The sequence below is a fragment of the Blastococcus sp. SYSU DS0619 genome, assembly GCF_054051035.1.
Window position 1 is genome coordinate 188,103 of the sequence record NZ_JBJHAM010000002.1, and the last position, 17,010, is coordinate 205,112.

The following is a 17,010-nucleotide window of genomic DNA, read 5'->3' on the forward strand; positions in this document are numbered from 1 at the left end:
CCCCCGCCGATCAGTCGAGCTCGAGCTCCCGCAGGCACTGCGCGGCCAGCCGGTCGCCGGCCGCGGCACCGAGCCGGAACTGCTCGACGGCGCCCTCCAGGTCCCCCCGGTCGGCCAGGAGCACCGCCAGGTTCTGGTGGCAGTACGGGTCACCGGCGGCGATCCCGCTGCGGTAGGCCTCCTCGGCGGCCTCCTCGTCGCCCAGCTCCTCGCGGTAGAGGTTGCCCAGCGGCAGCCAGGCCACCTGCTCCCCCAGCTTGGCGCCGCGCTCGAGCACCGAGCGGGCCTCGGCGGAGCGGCCGGTCTCGCGCAGCAGGTGCGCGAGGTCCGCCCGGGCGGCCGGGAAGTGGTGCTGCCCGGCCCGGAGCGCGTCCTCGAGGGCCGGGTCGAGCGTCGAGCACCACCGCCAGCAGGCGACGACGGCCGCCGCCTCCTCGTCGCCGGCGGCGGCGAACTCCTCGGCCACCGCCATCGCCTGGTCGCGCTCGCCCTGCTCGCGGAGGAGGAACGCCAGCTGCAGCCCGCCCTCCAGGTCCCCGGCGGCCGCGGCGCCCCGGTAGGCGCGCATCGCGCCGGCCAGGTCACCGAGGTCCTCCAGGACCAGGCCGAGGTTGCGCCAGGCGTCGGCCTCGCCGTGGCGCAGCGCGAACTCGTAGGCGTCCACCGCCTCCGACCAGCGGTTCTGGGCGGCGAGGGAGTTGCCGAGGTTGTAGGCGGCCACCGAGTCGCCGAGGTCGAAGGCGCGCCGGAAGCAGTGCTCCGCGTCCTCCTGCCGGCCGGCGTCGGCCAGGTCGCAGCCGAGGTCGATCAGCGCGTCGGCGTCGTCGGAGGCGAGCAGCCGCCGCAGCCGCCCGTCCAGGTCCTCGGTCATGCCGCCGATGATCGCGGCGGCACGACCGCTCGCGCGCCCCTCTGCGCGGGAACCTCACCCCAAGGGAGCGGCCCGGGGGGCTCCGGTCACCCGATCAGCTGTCCCCCCGGGCTCGGCGTCAGCTCCCGAACGCCTCGCGCCAGGCCGGCATGAGGTCGCGCTGGGCCCACTCGAGGTAGGGCTGCTGCTGGTCCCCGCCGATCTGCACGAGGGCCAGGTGGGTGAAACCGGCGTCGGCGTACTCCTTGGCGCCGGCGATCACGGCCTCGACGTCGTCCCCGCACGGGATGCTGCCCTCGACGTCCTCCTCGCGGACGAACTGGGCGGCGGCGTCGAAGGCAGCCGTCCCCGGCAGCTCCGCGTTGACCTTCCAGCCCAGGCCGAACCAGCGGAACAGCGTGTGCGCGCGGGTCACGGCGGCGGCCTTGTCGGTGCCGTAGCTGATCGGCATCTGGGCGACCTTCGGCTTGCCCGCACCCCCGGCGGCCTCGAACGCCTCGACGAGCTCGGCGAGCGGATCGGTCGCGACCAGCACGTCGGCCAGCTCGCCGGCGATCGTGGCCGCCTGCTTCCCGCCGGCCGCGAAGCCGATGGGCACCCGCTTGTCCGGCAGGTCCCAGAGCTTGGCCGACTCGACGTCGAAGTGCTCGCCGCGGAAGTTCGTGTAGCCCTCGCCGTCGAACAGGTCGCTGATGATCTGCAGCGCCTCCATGATCATCTCGTGCCGGACGTCGGCCGGCGGCCAGCCGGCGCCGACGACGTGCTCGTTGAGGTTCTCCCCCGCGCCGAGGCCCAGGGTGAACCGGCCGCCGGACAGGATCTGCAGCGTCGCCGCCTGCTGGGCCACCACGGCCGGGTGGTAGCGGAAGGTCGGGCAGGTCACGTACGTCATCAGCGGGATGCGGCTGGTCGCCTGCGCCGCCGCGCCGAGGGTCACCCAGGCGTTCGGCGAGTGCCCCATCTCGTCCAGCCACGGGAAGAAGTGGTCGCTGCTGACCGCGAAGTCGAAGCCGGCCTCCTCGGCGCCCACCACGTGGCTCACCAGGTCCTTCGGCCCGGCCTGCTCGGTCATCATCGTGTAGCCCAGCTGCATGCCCATGCCGCGCGGCTACCCCGGCCCGGTTGCGTCCAACCGGCTCAGCCGCGCCCGCCCCGCATCGCGTCCCGCAGCTTGGTCTTGCCGCTGGTGCGCAGCAGCGCCCCCGCGTAGATGCGACCGCCCAGCCGGACCGCCGCGGCGATGGCGATCAGCATGAGCACGACCGCGAGGGCGACCTCCCACAGCGCCGCCTCGCCCGCCGCCTGCCGGACCGGCATGACCAGCGGCGAGAGACCGGGGATGTAGGAGGTGACGACGGCGAGCGTGCCGCTCGGGTCGGCGGCGGCCTGGATGCCGATGAAGAACCCGACGACGAGCAGCAGGATCATCGGCGTCAGCACGCTGCCGAGGTCCTCCTGCCGGCTGACCAGGGACCCCGCCATGGCGAAGATCGACGCGTAGAGGGCGTAGCCGAGGATGAACCAGGCGATGACCGAGACGACGGTGCCGATGAGGTCGCCGGGCACCGCGACCAGGTCGAAGGCGAGCGCCCCGCCCACGGCGATGGCGCCGATGAGGACGATCTGGGCCAGCCCGAGCACACCCAGTCCGATGATCTTCCCGGCGAGCAGCTGCCAGGGGCGCATCGTGGCCAGCAGCAGCTCCACCACGCGGCTGGACTTCTCCTCGACCACGCCCTGCGCGACGAACTGGCCGAACAGGATCAGCAGGCCGTAGAGCATCGCGACGCCGATGATCGCGACCAGCACCTGCTGCTGCTGCTGGTCGTCGTCGTCCCCCTGCAGGGCCGTGACCTCGACCTCCGGCACGGCGCTGAGGTCGACCCCGGCCTCGGCCAGCAGCTGGCTGACGGCGACGCCGGTGACCGCGGCGTTCACCACCGCCTCCATCGTCGAGTCGCGCTCGTTGACCAGCAGCTCGGGGCGGGCACCGGCGAGGAGGGCCCCGTCGACGTCCTCGGTCTCCACCGCCTGCCGCGCGGCCGCCTCGTCGGCGAGCTCGACCACCGTGACGTCGACGCCGACGGCCGCGCCCTGCGCCTCGATGGCCGGGCCCAGCTGCGAGGTGTCGCCCACGATGCCGAGCCGGCCCTCCTGGCCGCCGGAGCCGAGGGCCACCTGGAAGCCCAGGATCCCGACGAGCAGGACGACCGTCAGGACCACGCCGACGATGAAGTTCTTGTCGCGCAGGCGGGTGGAGATCTCCCGGCCGGCGACGAGCCGCACGAGCTCGCCGCTGCCCGGCGTCTTCTCCGGAGTGCTGGTCGGGGCGGTCACGCCGCCACCTCCTCGTCGGTGCGCGGGTCGGCGACCGCCTCGCGGAACAGCTCCACCAGGCTCGGCTCGCGCCACGCGAAGTGCGTGACCCGGCCGGTCCCCAGGGCGGCCGCCAGGACGGTCTGGTCGTCGGTTCCGGGGGCGAGGTCCAGCAGCGTGTCGCCCGCCTGCTCGGAGACCACCCGGACACCGGGGACGGCGGCGGCCCAGCCGGGAGGCGCGTCGGGGACGACGACCCGGAGCACCCGCCCGGCCTCGCGCCGGCGCAGCTCGTCGACGGTGCCCGAGGCCACCATCCGGCCGCGCGCGAGGATGCCGACGGAATCGCAGAGGCGCTCGACCAGGTCGAGCTGGTGGCTGGAGAAGACCACCGGGACCCCGGTGCGGACCTGGTCCAGCAGCGCCTCGGCCAGGGAGTCGACGCCCACCGGGTCCAGCCCGGAGAACGGCTCGTCGAGGATCAGCACCTCCGGCCGGCTCACCAGCGCGGCGGCGAGCTGGACCCGCTGCTGGTTGCCCAGCGACAGCTTCTCGACGGGGTCACCCCGGCGGGCGCCCAGGCCCAGCCGCTCCACCCACTCGTCGGAGGCGCGGGCGGCCGCGGCGGCGTCCAGGCCGTGCAGCCGGGCGAAGTAGGTGACCTGCTCGCCGACCTTCATCTTCGGGTAGAGCCCGCGCTCCTCGGGCATGTAGCCCACCCGGCGACGCAGCTGCTGGTCCAGCGGCCGGCCGTGCCAGCGCACCGCACCGGCGTCCGCGACGACCAGCCCCATGGCGATCCGCATCGTCGTCGTCTTCCCGGCGCCGTTGGAGCCGCAGAAGCCGAACATGGAGCCCGGGCGGACGTGGAAGCTCACGCCGTCTAGCACCTGGTTGTCGCCGTAGCTCTTGTGGAGCCCGTCGAACTCGAGCACGTGTCCTCCTGCTGTCGATCACTGCCGTGAGAACCGTAGCGGCCCTCACGATCTTCACGGGGCTGGGCGCACCCGGAACCGCAGGTGAACGCTGTGTGACAGGTCCGCCTCGCGGCCGGTGCCGGGGTGCGGTGTCATCGGTGCATGAGCGAGCGCGACGGCGGAGCGCAGCCGCCTCCCGGTGCCGGGCTGGACCAGCTGCGCGGGGCCGCCGCGGGGTGCCGGGCCTGCGAGCTGTGGCAGGACACCACCCAGACCGTCTTCGGCGAGGGCCCCGAGACCGCCCGGGTGGTGTTCGTCGGCGAGCAGCCCGGCGACCAGGAGGACCGTCGGGGCGAGCCGTTCGTCGGCCCCGCCGGGCGGCTGCTGGACCGGGCGCTGACCGACGCCGGCATCGACCGGTCCGCCACCTACGTCACCAACGCCGTGAAGCACTTCGGGCACGTGGTGAAGGGGAAGCGGCGGATCCACCAGACGCCCCGCCCGGAGCACCTGCGGGCCTGCCGGCCGTGGCTGGACGCGGAGTTCGCCGTCCTGCAGCCGGAGGTGGTCGTCGCCCTGGGGGCGACGGCGGCCAAGGCGCTGATCTCGCCGTCGTTCCGCATCACCCGCGAGCGCGGACAGCTGCTCCCCTGGACGCGACCGGGCGCCCCGGCGCCGACGGAGGACGACGACGAGGACGCCCCGCACCAGACCTGGATCGTCGCGACCACGCACCCGTCGGCGATCCTGCGCACCCCCGACGACGCCCGGGCGGCGGCCTACGACGCGCTGGTCGCCGACCTCGAGGTGGTCGCCCGCGCGCTCGCCTGAGCCGTGTCGGATCCCGTACCGGCGAGTAGGACCGGGGAGGATCGGATATGCAGGAGGGGGTCCGGCCGGTCTCGCCACTCTCGGGGGCGGGCGAGCCCGGCCGGACCCCGCGCCTCGCTCAGCCGGCCGGGCGCGGATCCGCGTCGACGGTCGACCGCGAGGCGCGGAAGAGCCAGAACGAGGGCACCAGCAGCGCGACGGCGACCATCGCGAGGACCACGACGACGCCGCCGGAGACCATCGCCACGGTCACCCCTGCCGCGCTGGCCAGCGCCCCGGCCCGCAGGTCCCCGAGCCGCGGGCCCCCGGCGACCACGACGATGAAGACCCCCTGCATCCGGCCGCGCATCTCGTCGGGCGCGGCCAGCTGCAGCATCGACGAGCGCAGCACCGCGCTGACCATGTCGCCCGCACCGGCCACCGCGAGGAAGAGGACGGCCAGCCACAGCGACGACGCCAGCCCGAAGCCGATGATGGCCACGCCCCAGACGACGATGGCGACCAGGACGGCCGCGCCCTGCCGGTCGATCCGCGACACCCAGCCCGACGTCAGGCCCATCACCAGCGCGCCGATGGAGACACCGGCGAACAGCCAGCCCAGGGCGTTCGGCGAGCCGGCGAAGCGGGTGGCCTCCAGCTCCGGGAACACCGCCTGCGGCCAGGCGAAGAGCATCGCGATGATGTCGACGACGAACGTCATGAGCAGCACCGGCTGGGTCCGCAGGAAGGCGAACCCCTCCCCGACGCCGCGCACCGCGGCGCCCAGCCGGACCACCCCGACCCGGCCGCCGGGCGGCAGCGCCGGCAGACCGCGGAGCAGCAGCGCCGCGACGAGGAAGCCGACCGCGTCGATCACGTAGGTGAGGAACAGCTCGCCGGCGGCGATGAGCACGCCGGCCAGCAGCGGCCCGGCGATCACGCCCACCTGGCGCACGGTCATCGCCAGGGCGTTCGCCGCGGGCACCAGCTCCGTACCGACCAGCGCGGGGATCGCGGCGCTGCGGGCCGGCTGGTTCACCGCCGCGAAGGCGGAGACGAAGGCGGTGAGCAGCCACAGCAGCCCGAGGTGGCCCTCGCCCGGCAGCAGCGCCTGCAGCGCCAGCAGCGCGCTGGTGACCGCGGCCCCGGTCGAGCTGATCAGCATCAGCCGGCGCCGGTCCATGACGTCGGCGATCGCTCCGCCGAGCAGCCCGAAGACGATCAGCGGGACGAGCGCGACGAGCGACGTCACGCCCACGTAGAAGCTGTCGCCGGTGAGCGCGTAGACCTGGAACGGGACGGCGACCAGCGTCATCTGCTGGCCGATCATCGTCAGGGCCACCCCGCCGAACAACCGGCGGTAGGCGGGGATCCGGAGCGGCGTCGTGTCCACCGCCCAGCCGCGCCGGCGGCGCACCGGCTCGGGGACCGGTTCCTCCACCCCCCGCCCCGGCTCGACCGGATCCACCGGGTCGACCGGGGCGCGCCGGCTGTTCGGATCGACCGGCTCGCTCACGGTGTCACCGGTTCGCTCCCGCGGCGCGCTCCGCTCCTCGCTCGCTGGCGCTCGCTGCGATGCTCACGCACCTGTCCGCTCACGGTGTCACCGGTTCGCTCCCGCGGCGCGCTCCGCTCCTCGCTCGCTGGCGCTCGCTGCGATGCTCACGCACCTGTCCGCTCACGGGGCGAGCCGCTGGACGATCCAGCCCCCGCCCTCCGCCTCGTCGAGCACGAAGCGCAGCCGGTCGTGCAGCCGGTCGCCGCCGCCCTGCCAGAACTCGACCTGCTCCGGGACCACCCGGTAGCCACCCCACTCCGCGGGCCGGGGCAGCTTGCCCTCCGGCGCCTGCGCGTCCAGCCGCCGCACGCGCTCCTCGAGCTCCTGCCGGGAGGCGACGACGGTCGACTGCACCGAGGCGGCGGCGGCCACCTGCGAGCCGCGCGGCCTCGGGTCCCACAGCGCATCGGACGCCGCGTCGCCGATCCGCTCCACCCGGCCGGTCACCCGCACCTGGCGCTGCAGCGCGTGCCACGGGAAGACCAGCGCCGCCCGCGGGTTGACCGCCAGCTGCGCGCCCTTCGCCGAGGCGTAGCTGGTGCCGAACACGATGCCGGCGGCGTCGTAGCCCTTCATCAGCACCACCCGGGCGTCCGGGGCGCCGTCGGCGTCGGCCGTCGCCACCACGACGGCGTTGGGCTCGGGGAGCTCCGCGGCGACGACGTCGCCGAACCAGCGGTCGAACTGCTCGACCCAGGTGGGGGCGAGCTCGTCCTCGCGCAGCCGGCCGAGGGTGTAGTCGTTGCGCATGCGGGTCAGGTCGGGCACGCAGTCATGCTGACACCGCGGAGGGTCCGGAGCGCGGGCGGACCGCCCCCCGCGTGCCGGGACGGTGCCGTCGGCCTTAGGGTCGACTGGCAATCGTGCGCCAGTCCCCTGCGCGCACGTGGGTCCGCGCGCAGAGGAGCATGCGAGATGGCCGACGACTTCGTACCCGGCCTGGAAGGCGTCATCGCCTTCGAGACCGAGATCGCCGAACCCGACAAGGACGGCGGTTCGCTGCGCTACCGCGGCGTCGACATCGAGGACCTGGTCGGCAAGGTCACCTTCGGCAACGTCTGGGCGCTGCTGGTCGACGGCAAGTTCGGCCCCGGGCTGCCGCCGGCCGAGCCGTTCCCGATCCCCGTGCACAGCGGCGACGTCCGCGTCGACGTGCAGGCCGCCCTGGCCATGCTGGCGCCGTTCTGGGGCTACCGCCCGCTGCTGGACATCTCCACCGAGGAGGCCCGGGACCAGCTGGCCCGCGCCGCCGTCATGGCGCTGTCCTACGTCGCCCAGTCCGCCCGCGGCATCGGCACCCCCGCCGTCCCGCAGAGCCGGATCGACGAGGCCTCCACCATCGTCGAGCGCTTCATGGTGCGCTGGCGCGGCGAGCCCGACCCCCGCCACGTCGCCGCCGTCGACGCCTACTGGACGTCGGCCGCCGAGCACGGCATGAACGCCTCCACGTTCACCGCCCGCGTCATCGCCTCGACCGGCGCCGACGTCGCCGCCGCGATGTCCGGTGCGATCGGCGCGATGTCCGGCCCGCTGCACGGCGGCGCCCCCTCCCGCGTGCTGCACATGCTCGACGACGTCGAGAAGACCGGTGACGCGGAGAAGTACGTCAAGGACCTGCTCGACCGCAAGGAGCGGTTGATGGGCTTCGGCCACCGCGTCTACCGCGCCGAGGACCCGCGCGCCCGCGTGCTCCGCCGCTCGGCCCAGGAGCTGGGTGCGCCCCGCTTCGAGGCCGCCCTGGCGCTGGAGAACGCCGCGCTCAAGGAGCTGCGCGAGCGGCGTCCCGACCGGCCGGTCGAGACCAACGTCGAGTTCTGGGCGGCCATCGTCCTGGACTTCGCCGAGGTCCCGAGCCACATGTTCACGTCGATGTTCACCTGTGCCCGCACCGCCGGCTGGTGCGCGCACATCCTCGAGCAGAAGAACACCGGCCGCCTCGTGCGCCCGTCGGCCCGCTACGTGGGCCCCGACTCCCGCAAGCCGCAGGAAGTCGAGGGCTGGGACACCATCAACCCCGAGGCCGCCGCGATCTGAGCACCGCCGCACCCGACGACGACGGCCCGGCCGCACACCGCGACCCGGGCCGTCGTCGTCGGCGCTCCGCCCGACGCACGTGAACCGGAAGGCTTCCCCCGGATGACCCTCACCATCCCCACCGAGCTCCTGCCTGCGGACGGCCGGTTCGGGTGCGGTCCGTCCAAGGTGCGCTCCGAGGCGCTGCGGGCGCTGGCCGGCGACGGTGCGGCGATCATGGGCACCTCGCACCGCCAGGCGCCGGTGAAGAAGCTGGTCCGGCGGGTGCGGGAGGGGCTCACCGAGCTGTTCGACCTGCCCGACGGCTACGAGGTCGTGCTCGGCAACGGCGGCACCACCGCGTTCTGGGACGCCGCGCTCTTCGGGCTGATCCGCGACCGCGCCGCCTTCGGCACCTACGGGGAGTTCTCCGCCAAGTTCGCCTCCGGCGCGAAGGAGGCCCCGTTCCTCGGCGACCCGGTGATCGTCACGGCCGCCCCCGGGTCGCTCGCGCTGCCCTCCGCGACCGAGGGCGTGGACGCCTACGGCTGGGCGCACAACGAGACCTCCACCGGCGTGATGGCGCCGATCGCCCGGCCGTCGGGCACCGAGGACGCGCTCGTGCTCATCGACGCCACCAGCGGCGCCGGCGGACTGCCGGTCGACGTCTCGCAGACCGACGTCTACTACTTCGCGCCGCAGAAGTCCTTCGCCGCCGACGGCGGCCTCTGGGTGGCCCTGATGTCGGCCGACGCACTTCAGCGGATCGCCGAGATCAAGGCGTCGGGCCGCTGGATCCCCGGGTTCCTGGACCTGTCGATCGCCGTCGACAACTCCGCGAAGGACCAGACGTACAACACCCCGGCCATCGCCACCCTCTTCCTGCTGGCCGACCAGATCGACTGGATGCTCTCCCTCGGCGGGCTCACCGGCGCGGTCGGCCGCAGCCGCGAGTCCGCCGGCCGGCTCTACGGCTGGGCGGAGAAGTCGTCGTACGCGACGCCGTTCGTCGCCGACCCCGACCACCGCAGCTACGTGGTGGGCACCATCGACTTCGCCGACTCGATCGACGCCGCCGCCGTTGCGACGACGCTGCGCGCCCACGGCGTCGTCGACGTGGAGCCCTACCGCAAGCTCGGCCGGAACCAGCTGCGCGTCGGCATGTTCCCGGCGGTCGACCCCGATGACGTGACGGCGCTGACCGCCTGCATCGACTACGTGGCGGAGCGTCTCTGAACGAGCTGCCGGCTCCCGGGCAGGAGGCGAGCGTGGGCTCGGGTCGGCCGTCCGGCCCCGCCGGCGACGACCTCTTCACCGCCGGCGGGGAAGCCGGCCGGATCATGGCGGGGCTCGACTGGGCGAGCACCCCGTTCGGGCCGGTCGGGACGTGGCCCGCGAGCCTGCGTCACGCCGTGCGCACCGTGCTGGTCTCCAAGTTCCCCATGGTCCTGACCTGGGGCCCGGAGTTCCGGCAGTTCTACAACGACGCCTACGCCCCGCTCATCGGCGCGAAGCACCCGGCGATCGGCGAGGACATCCGGGTGACGCTGGCCGAGGGCTGGGAGGCGCTCGGCCCGCCGATCGAGCACGCCATGGCCACGCTCGAGGCCTCCTGGCTGCCCGGCCTGCTGCTCCCGCTCGAGCGGTCCGGCTACCGCGAGGAGACGTACTTCACCGTCTCCCACGCACCGGCATTCGACGACGACGGCCGGGTCGCCGGCATGCACGCGGTCTGCACCGAGGTGACCGGCGAGCTGCTCGCGGCCCGCCGTCAGCAGTTGCTGCACACGTTGTCCGCGGAGGGCGCCCGGCTCGGTGACGAGCGCGCGACGGTCACGGCCATGTGCACCGCGCTGGGCAGCGACGCCCTCGACATCCCCTTCGCCGCGGTCTACCTGTCCGCCGACGACGGCGCCTTCCGGCGGGTGGCGGCCACCGGCGTCGACGGGGACCTGCTGCCCGCGGTGACCGAGGGCGCCGCAGCGCTCCCCCCGGTGAGCGGGCTCGGGGTCACCGGTGGCCCCTGGGGGGATCCGGTGACCGAGTCGGTCGTCCTCCCCCTGTCGGTGAGCCGGGATGCCGCGCCGGTGGGCCTGCTGGTGCTGGGCACCTCGCCCAGCCGGGCGCTGGACGCCGACTACCGCACCTTCCACGAGCTGGTGGCCGGCCAGTTCACCGGTGCCCTGGTCAACATCCGGGCGTTCGAGCGCGAGCGGGAGCGCGCGGAGTCCCTGGCCGCGCTGGACCGTGCCAAGACCACCTTCTTCGCCGACGTCAGCCACGAGCTCCGCACGCCGCTCACGCTCCTCCTGGGGCCGCTGAGCGACGTCCTGGAGACGGCGGACCCACCGCTGACCGACGACGTCCGCGAGCAGCTCACCCTCGCCGTCCGCAACGGGCAGCGGTTGCAGCGGCTGGTCAACGACCTGCTGGACTTCGCCAGCATCGAGGCCGGGCGGGCGACCCCGGTGCGGGTGGCGACCGATGTCGCCACGTTCACCGCGGAGCTGGCCGGCATCTTCCGCTCGGCCGCCGAGCGGGCCGGCCTGCGGCTCACCGTCGACTGCCCGCCCCTGGACCGCCCGGTCTTCGTCGACCCGCGGATGTGGGAGAAGATCGTCGTCAACCTGCTGGGCAACGCGGTGAAGTACACGTTCGTCGGCGGCATCGAGGTGGCCCTGCGCGGCACCGGGGAGGGCTTCCGGCTCACCGTCGCCGACACCGGCGTGGGCATCGTGGCCGAGGAGCTGCCGCACCTGTTCGAGCGGTTCCACCGCGTCGCCGGGTCCGCCGCGCGCACCCGGGAGGGCACCGGCATCGGCCTGGCGCTGGTGCAGGAGCTGGCGGCGCTGCACGGCGGCGCGGTCACGGTCACCAGCGAGCCGGGCCGCGGCAGCACCTTCACCGTCGCACTCCCCTCCGGCCACCCCGACGCCGCACCGGCCGACTCCGCCGCGGTGCCGTCCGAGGCCGCGCACGGCGAGGCGGCCAGCTGGGAGGAGGAGACCTCCCGGCCGGCCGGCACCGCCCCGGGTGCGGTCGGCGGCGCCGACGTGCTGGTCGTCGACGACAACGCCGACATGCGCGCCTACCTGACCCGGCTGCTCGGCCCGCACTGGACCGTGCGCACGAGGGCGAACGGCGAGGAGGCGCTCGCCGCGGTCGCCGAGCGCGCCCCGGACCTGGTGCTGACCGACGTGATGATGCCGCGGATCGACGGCTTCGAGCTGCTGCGGGCGCTGCGCGCGGACCCGGCCACCCGCGAGATCCCGGTGATCATGCTGACCGCCCGGGCCGGGCAGGAGGCCTCGGTCGAGGGTCTGGAGGCCGGCGCCGACGACTACCTGGCCAAGCCGTTCCGCGCCGCCGAGCTGCTCGCCCGGGTGCGCGTGGCGCTGGAGCGGGCCGCCGGGCGCGGAGCCGGCCCCACCGGCCCGCCCGGGCCGGCACCCGTCCGGGCACCGGACCCGGCCCCGCTCCGCCCGCCGCCGGCCCCACCGGCCGGCCGACCGGACCCGGCCGGCCGACCGGACCCGGTGCCCGCCCCGCGGAGCTCCCCCGCGCCGGCCGGCTCGCACCGGGCGCACTGGCGGCTGCCCTCGGAGCCCGCGTCGATCCCGGTCGTGCGCCGGCGGCTGCGCGCGCTGCTGGCCGAGGCCGGGATCGACCCCGACCACGCCTACGACCTGCTGCTGGCCGCGTGCGAGGCGGCCACCAACGCGATCGAGCACGCCCAGGACCCGGCCGAGCCGTTCGTCGAGGTCTCCGCCGCCGTCGGGGGCGGCCTGGTCGAGATCACGATCCGCGACTCCGGGCAGTGGCGGGAACGGGCGCCCAGCATGGACCGCGGCCGCGGCTCGACCCTGATGAGCGCCTTCGGCGACGTCACCGCCGTCCCCAGCCCCTCCGGCACGACGGTGCGGATCCGGTCGGGGATCGCCGCCGGCTGACCCCCGGCCGGCCTCAGCGCAGCAGCCAGGTGTCCTTGCTGCCGTCGCCGGGCGCACCCGGCAGGTCGGGCCCGTCCCCCTCGGCCACCCGGGTCAGGGCGACGGGGAGGGCGGTGGTGGTCGCCCCGGCCACCGAGAACACCCGCAGGGCCACCGGCCGGGGGCGCAGCTCCCCGTCGACCAGCGTCGGGGCCGTCGAGGGCACCACCGGCTCCCGCGCCACGAACCGGTGCGGCGCCGCGGAGATCTCGGCGCGCAGCGCGGCCAGCCCGGCCGCCGAGCACGCCGGACCCGAGACGACGTCCCGGCCGCCGTACCCCGCCACCGACTGCACCTCCAGCTCGTGCAACCGGTCCCGGACGGCCGCCTCCGCGACCGGATCGGCCAGCACCCAGGTCCGCGCCGAGTCCAGCAACGGCTCCTCGCCCAGGTAGAAGCGGACCAGCGCCGGCACCCAGGCGTAGGCCGCGGCGTCGTCGGCCACCCCGTTCCCGGGGACGTTCGCGATCCCCAGCCGCCCGGCCCGGACCGCCTCGGTGAGGGCCGTGTCCAGCGGCAGGCCCGGCCCCGTGGGGTAGGCGCCGAGCAGCGCGTCGTCGAAGTGCCGGTAGAGGACGTCGACCGGCACCCGGCCACCGTCCACGGCGGCCTCCACTCCCCCGTCGCTGCGCGGCCACAGGTCACCCGCCCGCACCAGCGGTGCGCCCAGCGCCTCGGCCAGCACCTGGTGCTCGAACCAGGCGTCGGCGCTCTCGCCCTGGGTGAGCACGGCGATCCGCGGCGGGCGGGACGTCGCCGGGGGCGCGGCGGCGGCCAGCGCGGCGGCCAGCAGCGCGACGGCCTCCGCCGGGTCCCGGGGCTGCCGGCCGGCGAACAGCTCCGGCACGGCCGCCCGCGCGCTCGCCCGGTCGGCCAGCGCGTACCCGATCCCCGAGGCCACCCGCAGGTCGTCGCGCACGACCACCCAGCGGTCCCCGCTCGTGCGCACCAGGTCGGCGGCCGCGACCGTCGCCCGGGGCTGGCCCGGCCAGGCGCCGGCCACCGCGTCCGGATCGCGACCGGGCGCGTGCGCCACCGCCCACTCGGGCAGCACGCCGGCCCGGACGACCTCCGGGGCGCGGTCGCGGTCGCCCCGTCGCCGCCCGGCCGGGCGGTAGACGTCGGCGAGGAAGGCGTTGAGGGCGCGGTGCCGCTGGGCCGTGCCGCGGGCCAGCGCGGCCCAGGTGCCTGCGTCGACCAGCCGGGGCACCGGGTCCATGGGCACCGGATGCACCTGCTGCCGGCCGTCCGCCCAGGCCGAGACGGCGACGCCGTGCTCCGCGCGCCAGGCCGCCAGGTGCCGGGCGGCGGCGGTCAGCCCGTCGGGCCCCAGCTGCCCCAGGGCAGCGACCGGCCCGGCCCATCCCTCGCGCAGCCGGCCACCCGGACCGACGGCCTCGTCGGTGCGGGCGGTGGAGTACCCGGCGAAGAGTTCCCCGTTCACAGCCACCGATCGAACCAGGCGGCGAGGCGCTCGCCCAGTTCGACCAGGTGGTCGCGGCCCACGATGGCGTGCCCCTCGCCGGCGAACAGCAGCAGGTCGACGCACGCACCCCGCGCCTGCAGCGCCTGGTGCGCCTGCACCGACTCGGCCACCGGCACGTTGGTGTCGCGGTCCCCGTGCGCCAGCAGCACCGGTGAGGTGAGCCGGTCCAGGGCCGTCATCGGCGAGATCGCGGCGAGCATGTCGCGGTCGGCGACGGGGTCGCCGTACTCGGTCACCGACGCCGCGGCCATCCACGGCTCGGTGCCGGCGAAGAACGTGCGCAGGTCGCTCATCCCGGCCAGCGAGGCGCCGGCGGCGAAGAGGTCCGGCCAGCGGGTGAGCGCCACCAGCGTCAGGTACCCGCCGTAGGACCACCCGTGCGCGCCGACCTGCCCGGGCGCCGCGATGCCGGCGGTCACGAGCTCGTCGACCGTCGTCCGCACGTCGGCGAAGGACGACTCGCGCGCCGCCCCGTCGTCGGAGGTCATGAAGGCGCGGCCGAACCCACCGGAACCGCGCACGTTGGGGGCGAAGACGGTGAGGCCCGCGGCCACCATGCTCTGCGTGATCGGCGACCAGCCCGGGCGCTCCTGGCCCTCCGGGCCGCCGTGGAAGCTCACCACCGTGCGGTTCGGGCCCCGGCTGCCCGCAGGCGTGTACAGCCAGCCCGACAGCGCGACCCCGTCGGGGGCCACGTACCGGTGCAGCACCGGCTCGACCAGCCCGCGTGGGTCCGGGCGCTCCGGCGAGCAGGCCAGCAGCTGCGCGCGACCGCTGCCGTCGAGCGGCACCCGCCAGAGCCCGCGCGGCGCCCGGGGACCGGACAGCTCGGCGATCAGCGCGTCGGCGCCGACGGCCGGCGCCCAGCCGGTGAGCACCGGCTCGGGCAGCGGGATCCGGCGGACCACGGCGCCGTCGGACACCGCGTGCAGCCACAGCTGGCTGATCCCGTCGGCGGTCCACAGCGCGAGGACGGTGCCGTCGGGACGCACCGCGTAACCGTCCAGGTCGGCGTCGGCCCGGTACAGGACCGTCCGCCCAGGACCCGGGACGCCGTCGTCGTCCAGGGGAACGGCGACCAGTCCGGCGCGGTCGGCGCCGGGCAACCCGGGGAGGGCGGCGCGGACGTGCACCGTCCGGCCGTCCGCGGAGAACCGGCCGTCCTCCGAGGCGATGCCGCCGGGGGCGTCCAGCGGGAGCACCCGGCGCTGGATCCCGGTGGCGACGTCGATGACGACCGAGTGCCGGAAGACGCGGGGACCGCGCCGGGCGAGAACGGTGCGGCGGTCGGCGGAGAGGGCCGTGACGGACAGGAACCCACCGGAGGCCAGCGTCCGCAGCTCGCCGGTGCCGATGTCGACCAGGACGACGTCGGCGTCGGGCCCGTTGCCCGGTGCGATCGAGCAGACGTAGTGGCCGGGCCCGGCCCAGGCGCCGGGGACGACGGTCGCGCGCGGGTCCTGGCCGGCGACCAGCCGGGCACCGGTGCCGTCGGGGCGGACGACGTGCAGCTCGGCGCAGATGGACCCGCCGGGGCTGACGAGGTAGGCCAGCCACGCGCCGTCGGGCGACCAGGCGACGGAGACGACCTCCTGGTCGGCGCCGGACACCTGGCGCGGGGGCGTCCGTCCGTCCAGGGCGGCCACCTCGAGGCGGGGCAGCCCCGAGCGGTCGGTGACGTAGGCGATCCGGCGGCCGTCGGGGGACGGCGCCGGGCACCAGGCGGCCGAGGCACCGGCGACGCGGGCGACGACCCCCCGGACCGCGGCCGGCAGCGCCTCGGGCGGGGCCAGCGACTCCAGGGCGGGGAACCCCGCCGGCGCGGCCGTCCACTGATCGGTCACCGGGCTGGCCATCGCTCCTCCTCGGCTCGTGTCGTGCCGCTGGCGGACCCCCGACTCTGCCGGGGTCCTGTTGCGGTCGTGTGTCAGGGCTGTCATCGGCGTGCAACGACCGCACCGGCACCCCCCGGCAGGGGGAGCCGGCTGCGGCACCGCGTGCGCGCCACGCCGAGCCGCCTGCGCGCGGCGCCCGCCGGACCCCGATAGCCTCGGGAACCGGGCTCTCGTCCGGGCCCGCCGCGCCGGTTGCAGGAGGTCGCCATGCGCACGCTGCGCCTCGTGGCGCTCTCCGACGACGGGAAGAATCTCATCCTGACCGCGGAAGGCCCCGACGCCCCCGACGGCGGGGAGCGGTTCGAACTCCCGATCGACGACCGCCTGCGGGCGGCCGCCCGCGGAGACGCCCGCCGGCTCACCCAGATCGACGTCGACCTCGGCACGGAGCTCTCGCCGCGGGTGATCCAGTCCCGCATCCGCTCCGGCGAGACACCCGAGCAGGTCGCGACCGCCACCGGCGCGCGGGTGGAGCGGATCATGCGCTTCGCCCACCCCGTGCTCCAGGAGCGCGAGCGGGTGGCCGGGCAGGCCCGCGAGGCCCGGGTCCGGCTGACCGAGGGCGCCCCCGGCGCCATCCTCCAGCAGTTCATGGTCGAGCGGCTGCGGCTGATCGACACCGACATCGACGCCGTCGAGTGGGACGCCTTCCGCGGCGAGGACGGCACGTGGGTGGTCACCGGCGCCTGGCGCGCCGGGGCGAAGTCCGGCACCGCCCGGTGGAACTACGACCTGGCCTCGCGCACGGTCACGCCCGCCGACGCCGCGACGACCGACTTCAGCGAGGGCACCCGGCTGGTCCGGGTCGTCCCCGAGGTGCCCGCCGGCCTGCCCTCGCCCCTGCCCCGCAGCCGCCCCGTCTCGGTGGTCCGGGCGCCCGAGCCGGCTCCCGCGCCCACCCCCGTCGTCCCGGCGGAGGACGAGGCGCTCGTGCGCGACGTGCACGCACCCGACGGCTCCCCCGAGGACGACGACATGACCGCGCTCCTCGACGAGGTAGCCGAGCACGACACGGTCGTGCTCGGCCGGGGCGCCGGCGACGGCACCGACGACGACGAGGACCCGCGCGCCCGGATCCCGGCGTGGGAGGACATCGTGTTCGGGGTGCGGCGCAACCGCTGACCGCGAAAGTCGTTCGCCGACGTCACTACCCGC

General features: G+C 75.5%; 13 protein-coding genes. 5 read left to right on the plus strand and 8 right to left on the minus strand.

Annotated features, from left to right (window positions below):
• Positions 1 to 10 precede the first annotated feature (10 nt).
• The 4 genes from ACI79T_RS03465 to ACI79T_RS03480 form a co-directional block, all read right to left on the minus strand.
• Positions 11 to 871 (minus strand): tetratricopeptide repeat protein, encoded by an 861-nt coding sequence (locus ACI79T_RS03465; RefSeq protein WP_456608654.1) that lies wholly within the window; start codon positions 869 to 871, stop codon positions 11 to 13.
• Between the two features lie 118 nt (positions 872 to 989).
• Positions 990 to 1,970, minus strand: a complete 981-nt coding sequence (locus tag ACI79T_RS03470; RefSeq protein ID WP_456608655.1) for a TIGR03557 family F420-dependent LLM class oxidoreductase — start codon at positions 1,968 to 1,970, stop codon at positions 990 to 992.
• A 38-nt stretch (positions 1,971 to 2,008) separates the two neighbouring features.
• Positions 2,009 to 3,208, minus strand: coding sequence for an ABC transporter permease (locus ACI79T_RS03475; RefSeq protein ID WP_456608656.1), 1,200 nt, complete (start codon positions 3,206 to 3,208; stop codon positions 2,009 to 2,011).
• Entirely contained in the window at positions 3,205 to 4,122 is a 918-nt protein-coding gene (locus ACI79T_RS03480) for an ABC transporter ATP-binding protein (protein WP_456608657.1), read from the minus strand. The genes ACI79T_RS03475 and ACI79T_RS03480 overlap by 4 nt, the downstream gene beginning before the upstream one ends.
• A gap of 144 nt (positions 4,123 to 4,266) precedes the next feature.
• Here ACI79T_RS03480 and ACI79T_RS03485 point away from each other — a divergent pair, with 144 nt between their 5' ends.
• A complete protein-coding gene (locus ACI79T_RS03485; RefSeq protein ID WP_456608658.1) occupies positions 4,267 to 4,935 on the plus strand; it encodes a UdgX family uracil-DNA binding protein in 669 nt (222 codons plus the stop codon).
• A 118-nt stretch (positions 4,936 to 5,053) separates the two neighbouring features.
• Here the strand turns inward: ACI79T_RS03485 and ACI79T_RS03490 are convergent, their stop codons facing one another.
• Both ACI79T_RS03490 and pdxH read right to left on the minus strand, forming a co-directional pair.
• The gene (locus ACI79T_RS03490; RefSeq protein ID WP_456608659.1) at positions 5,054 to 6,430 is read right to left on the minus strand and encodes an MFS transporter; all 1,377 of its coding nucleotides are present in this window, start codon (positions 6,428 to 6,430) and stop codon (positions 5,054 to 5,056) included.
• Positions 6,431 to 6,592: 162 nt separating this feature from the next.
• Complete coding sequence (gene pdxH / locus ACI79T_RS03495; RefSeq protein WP_456608660.1) at positions 6,593 to 7,240, minus strand: pyridoxamine 5'-phosphate oxidase; 648 nt, start codon at positions 7,238 to 7,240, stop codon at positions 6,593 to 6,595.
• Between the two features lie 147 nt (positions 7,241 to 7,387).
• Between pdxH and ACI79T_RS03500 the strand changes: the two genes are divergently transcribed.
• The 3 genes from ACI79T_RS03500 to ACI79T_RS03510 all read left to right on the plus strand — a co-directional run bounded on the left by ACI79T_RS03500 (position 7,388) and on the right by ACI79T_RS03510 (position 12,435).
• The gene (locus ACI79T_RS03500) at positions 7,388 to 8,506 is read left to right on the plus strand and encodes a citrate synthase 2 (protein WP_456608661.1); all 1,119 of its coding nucleotides are present in this window, start codon (positions 7,388 to 7,390) and stop codon (positions 8,504 to 8,506) included.
• Positions 8,507 to 8,608: 102 nt separating this feature from the next.
• Positions 8,609 to 9,721, plus strand: a complete 1,113-nt coding sequence (gene serC, locus ACI79T_RS03505) for a phosphoserine transaminase (RefSeq protein ID WP_456608662.1) — start codon at positions 8,609 to 8,611, stop codon at positions 9,719 to 9,721.
• A gap of 32 nt (positions 9,722 to 9,753) precedes the next feature.
• Positions 9,754 to 12,435, plus strand: coding sequence for an ATP-binding protein (locus tag ACI79T_RS03510; protein WP_456608663.1), 2,682 nt, complete (start codon positions 9,754 to 9,756; stop codon positions 12,433 to 12,435).
• 13 nt (positions 12,436 to 12,448) lie between these two features.
• Here ACI79T_RS03510 and ACI79T_RS03515 read toward each other — a convergent pair whose 3' ends face one another.
• Together ACI79T_RS03515 and ACI79T_RS03520 are read right to left on the minus strand one after the other, a co-directional pair.
• The gene (locus tag ACI79T_RS03515; RefSeq protein ID WP_456608664.1) at positions 12,449 to 13,918 is read right to left on the minus strand and encodes a circularly permuted type 2 ATP-grasp protein; all 1,470 of its coding nucleotides are present in this window, start codon (positions 13,916 to 13,918) and stop codon (positions 12,449 to 12,451) included.
• Complete coding sequence (locus ACI79T_RS03520; protein ID WP_456608665.1) at positions 13,915 to 15,816, minus strand: prolyl oligopeptidase family serine peptidase; 1,902 nt, start codon at positions 15,814 to 15,816, stop codon at positions 13,915 to 13,917. The genes ACI79T_RS03515 and ACI79T_RS03520 overlap by 4 nt, the downstream gene beginning before the upstream one ends.
• A 246-nt stretch (positions 15,817 to 16,062) precedes the next feature.
• Here ACI79T_RS03520 and sepH point away from each other — a divergent pair, with 246 nt between their 5' ends.
• The gene (sepH, locus tag ACI79T_RS03525) at positions 16,063 to 16,977 is read left to right on the plus strand and encodes a septation protein SepH (protein ID WP_456608666.1); all 915 of its coding nucleotides are present in this window, start codon (positions 16,063 to 16,065) and stop codon (positions 16,975 to 16,977) included.
• The last annotated feature ends 33 nt before the right edge of the window (positions 16,978 to 17,010 follow it).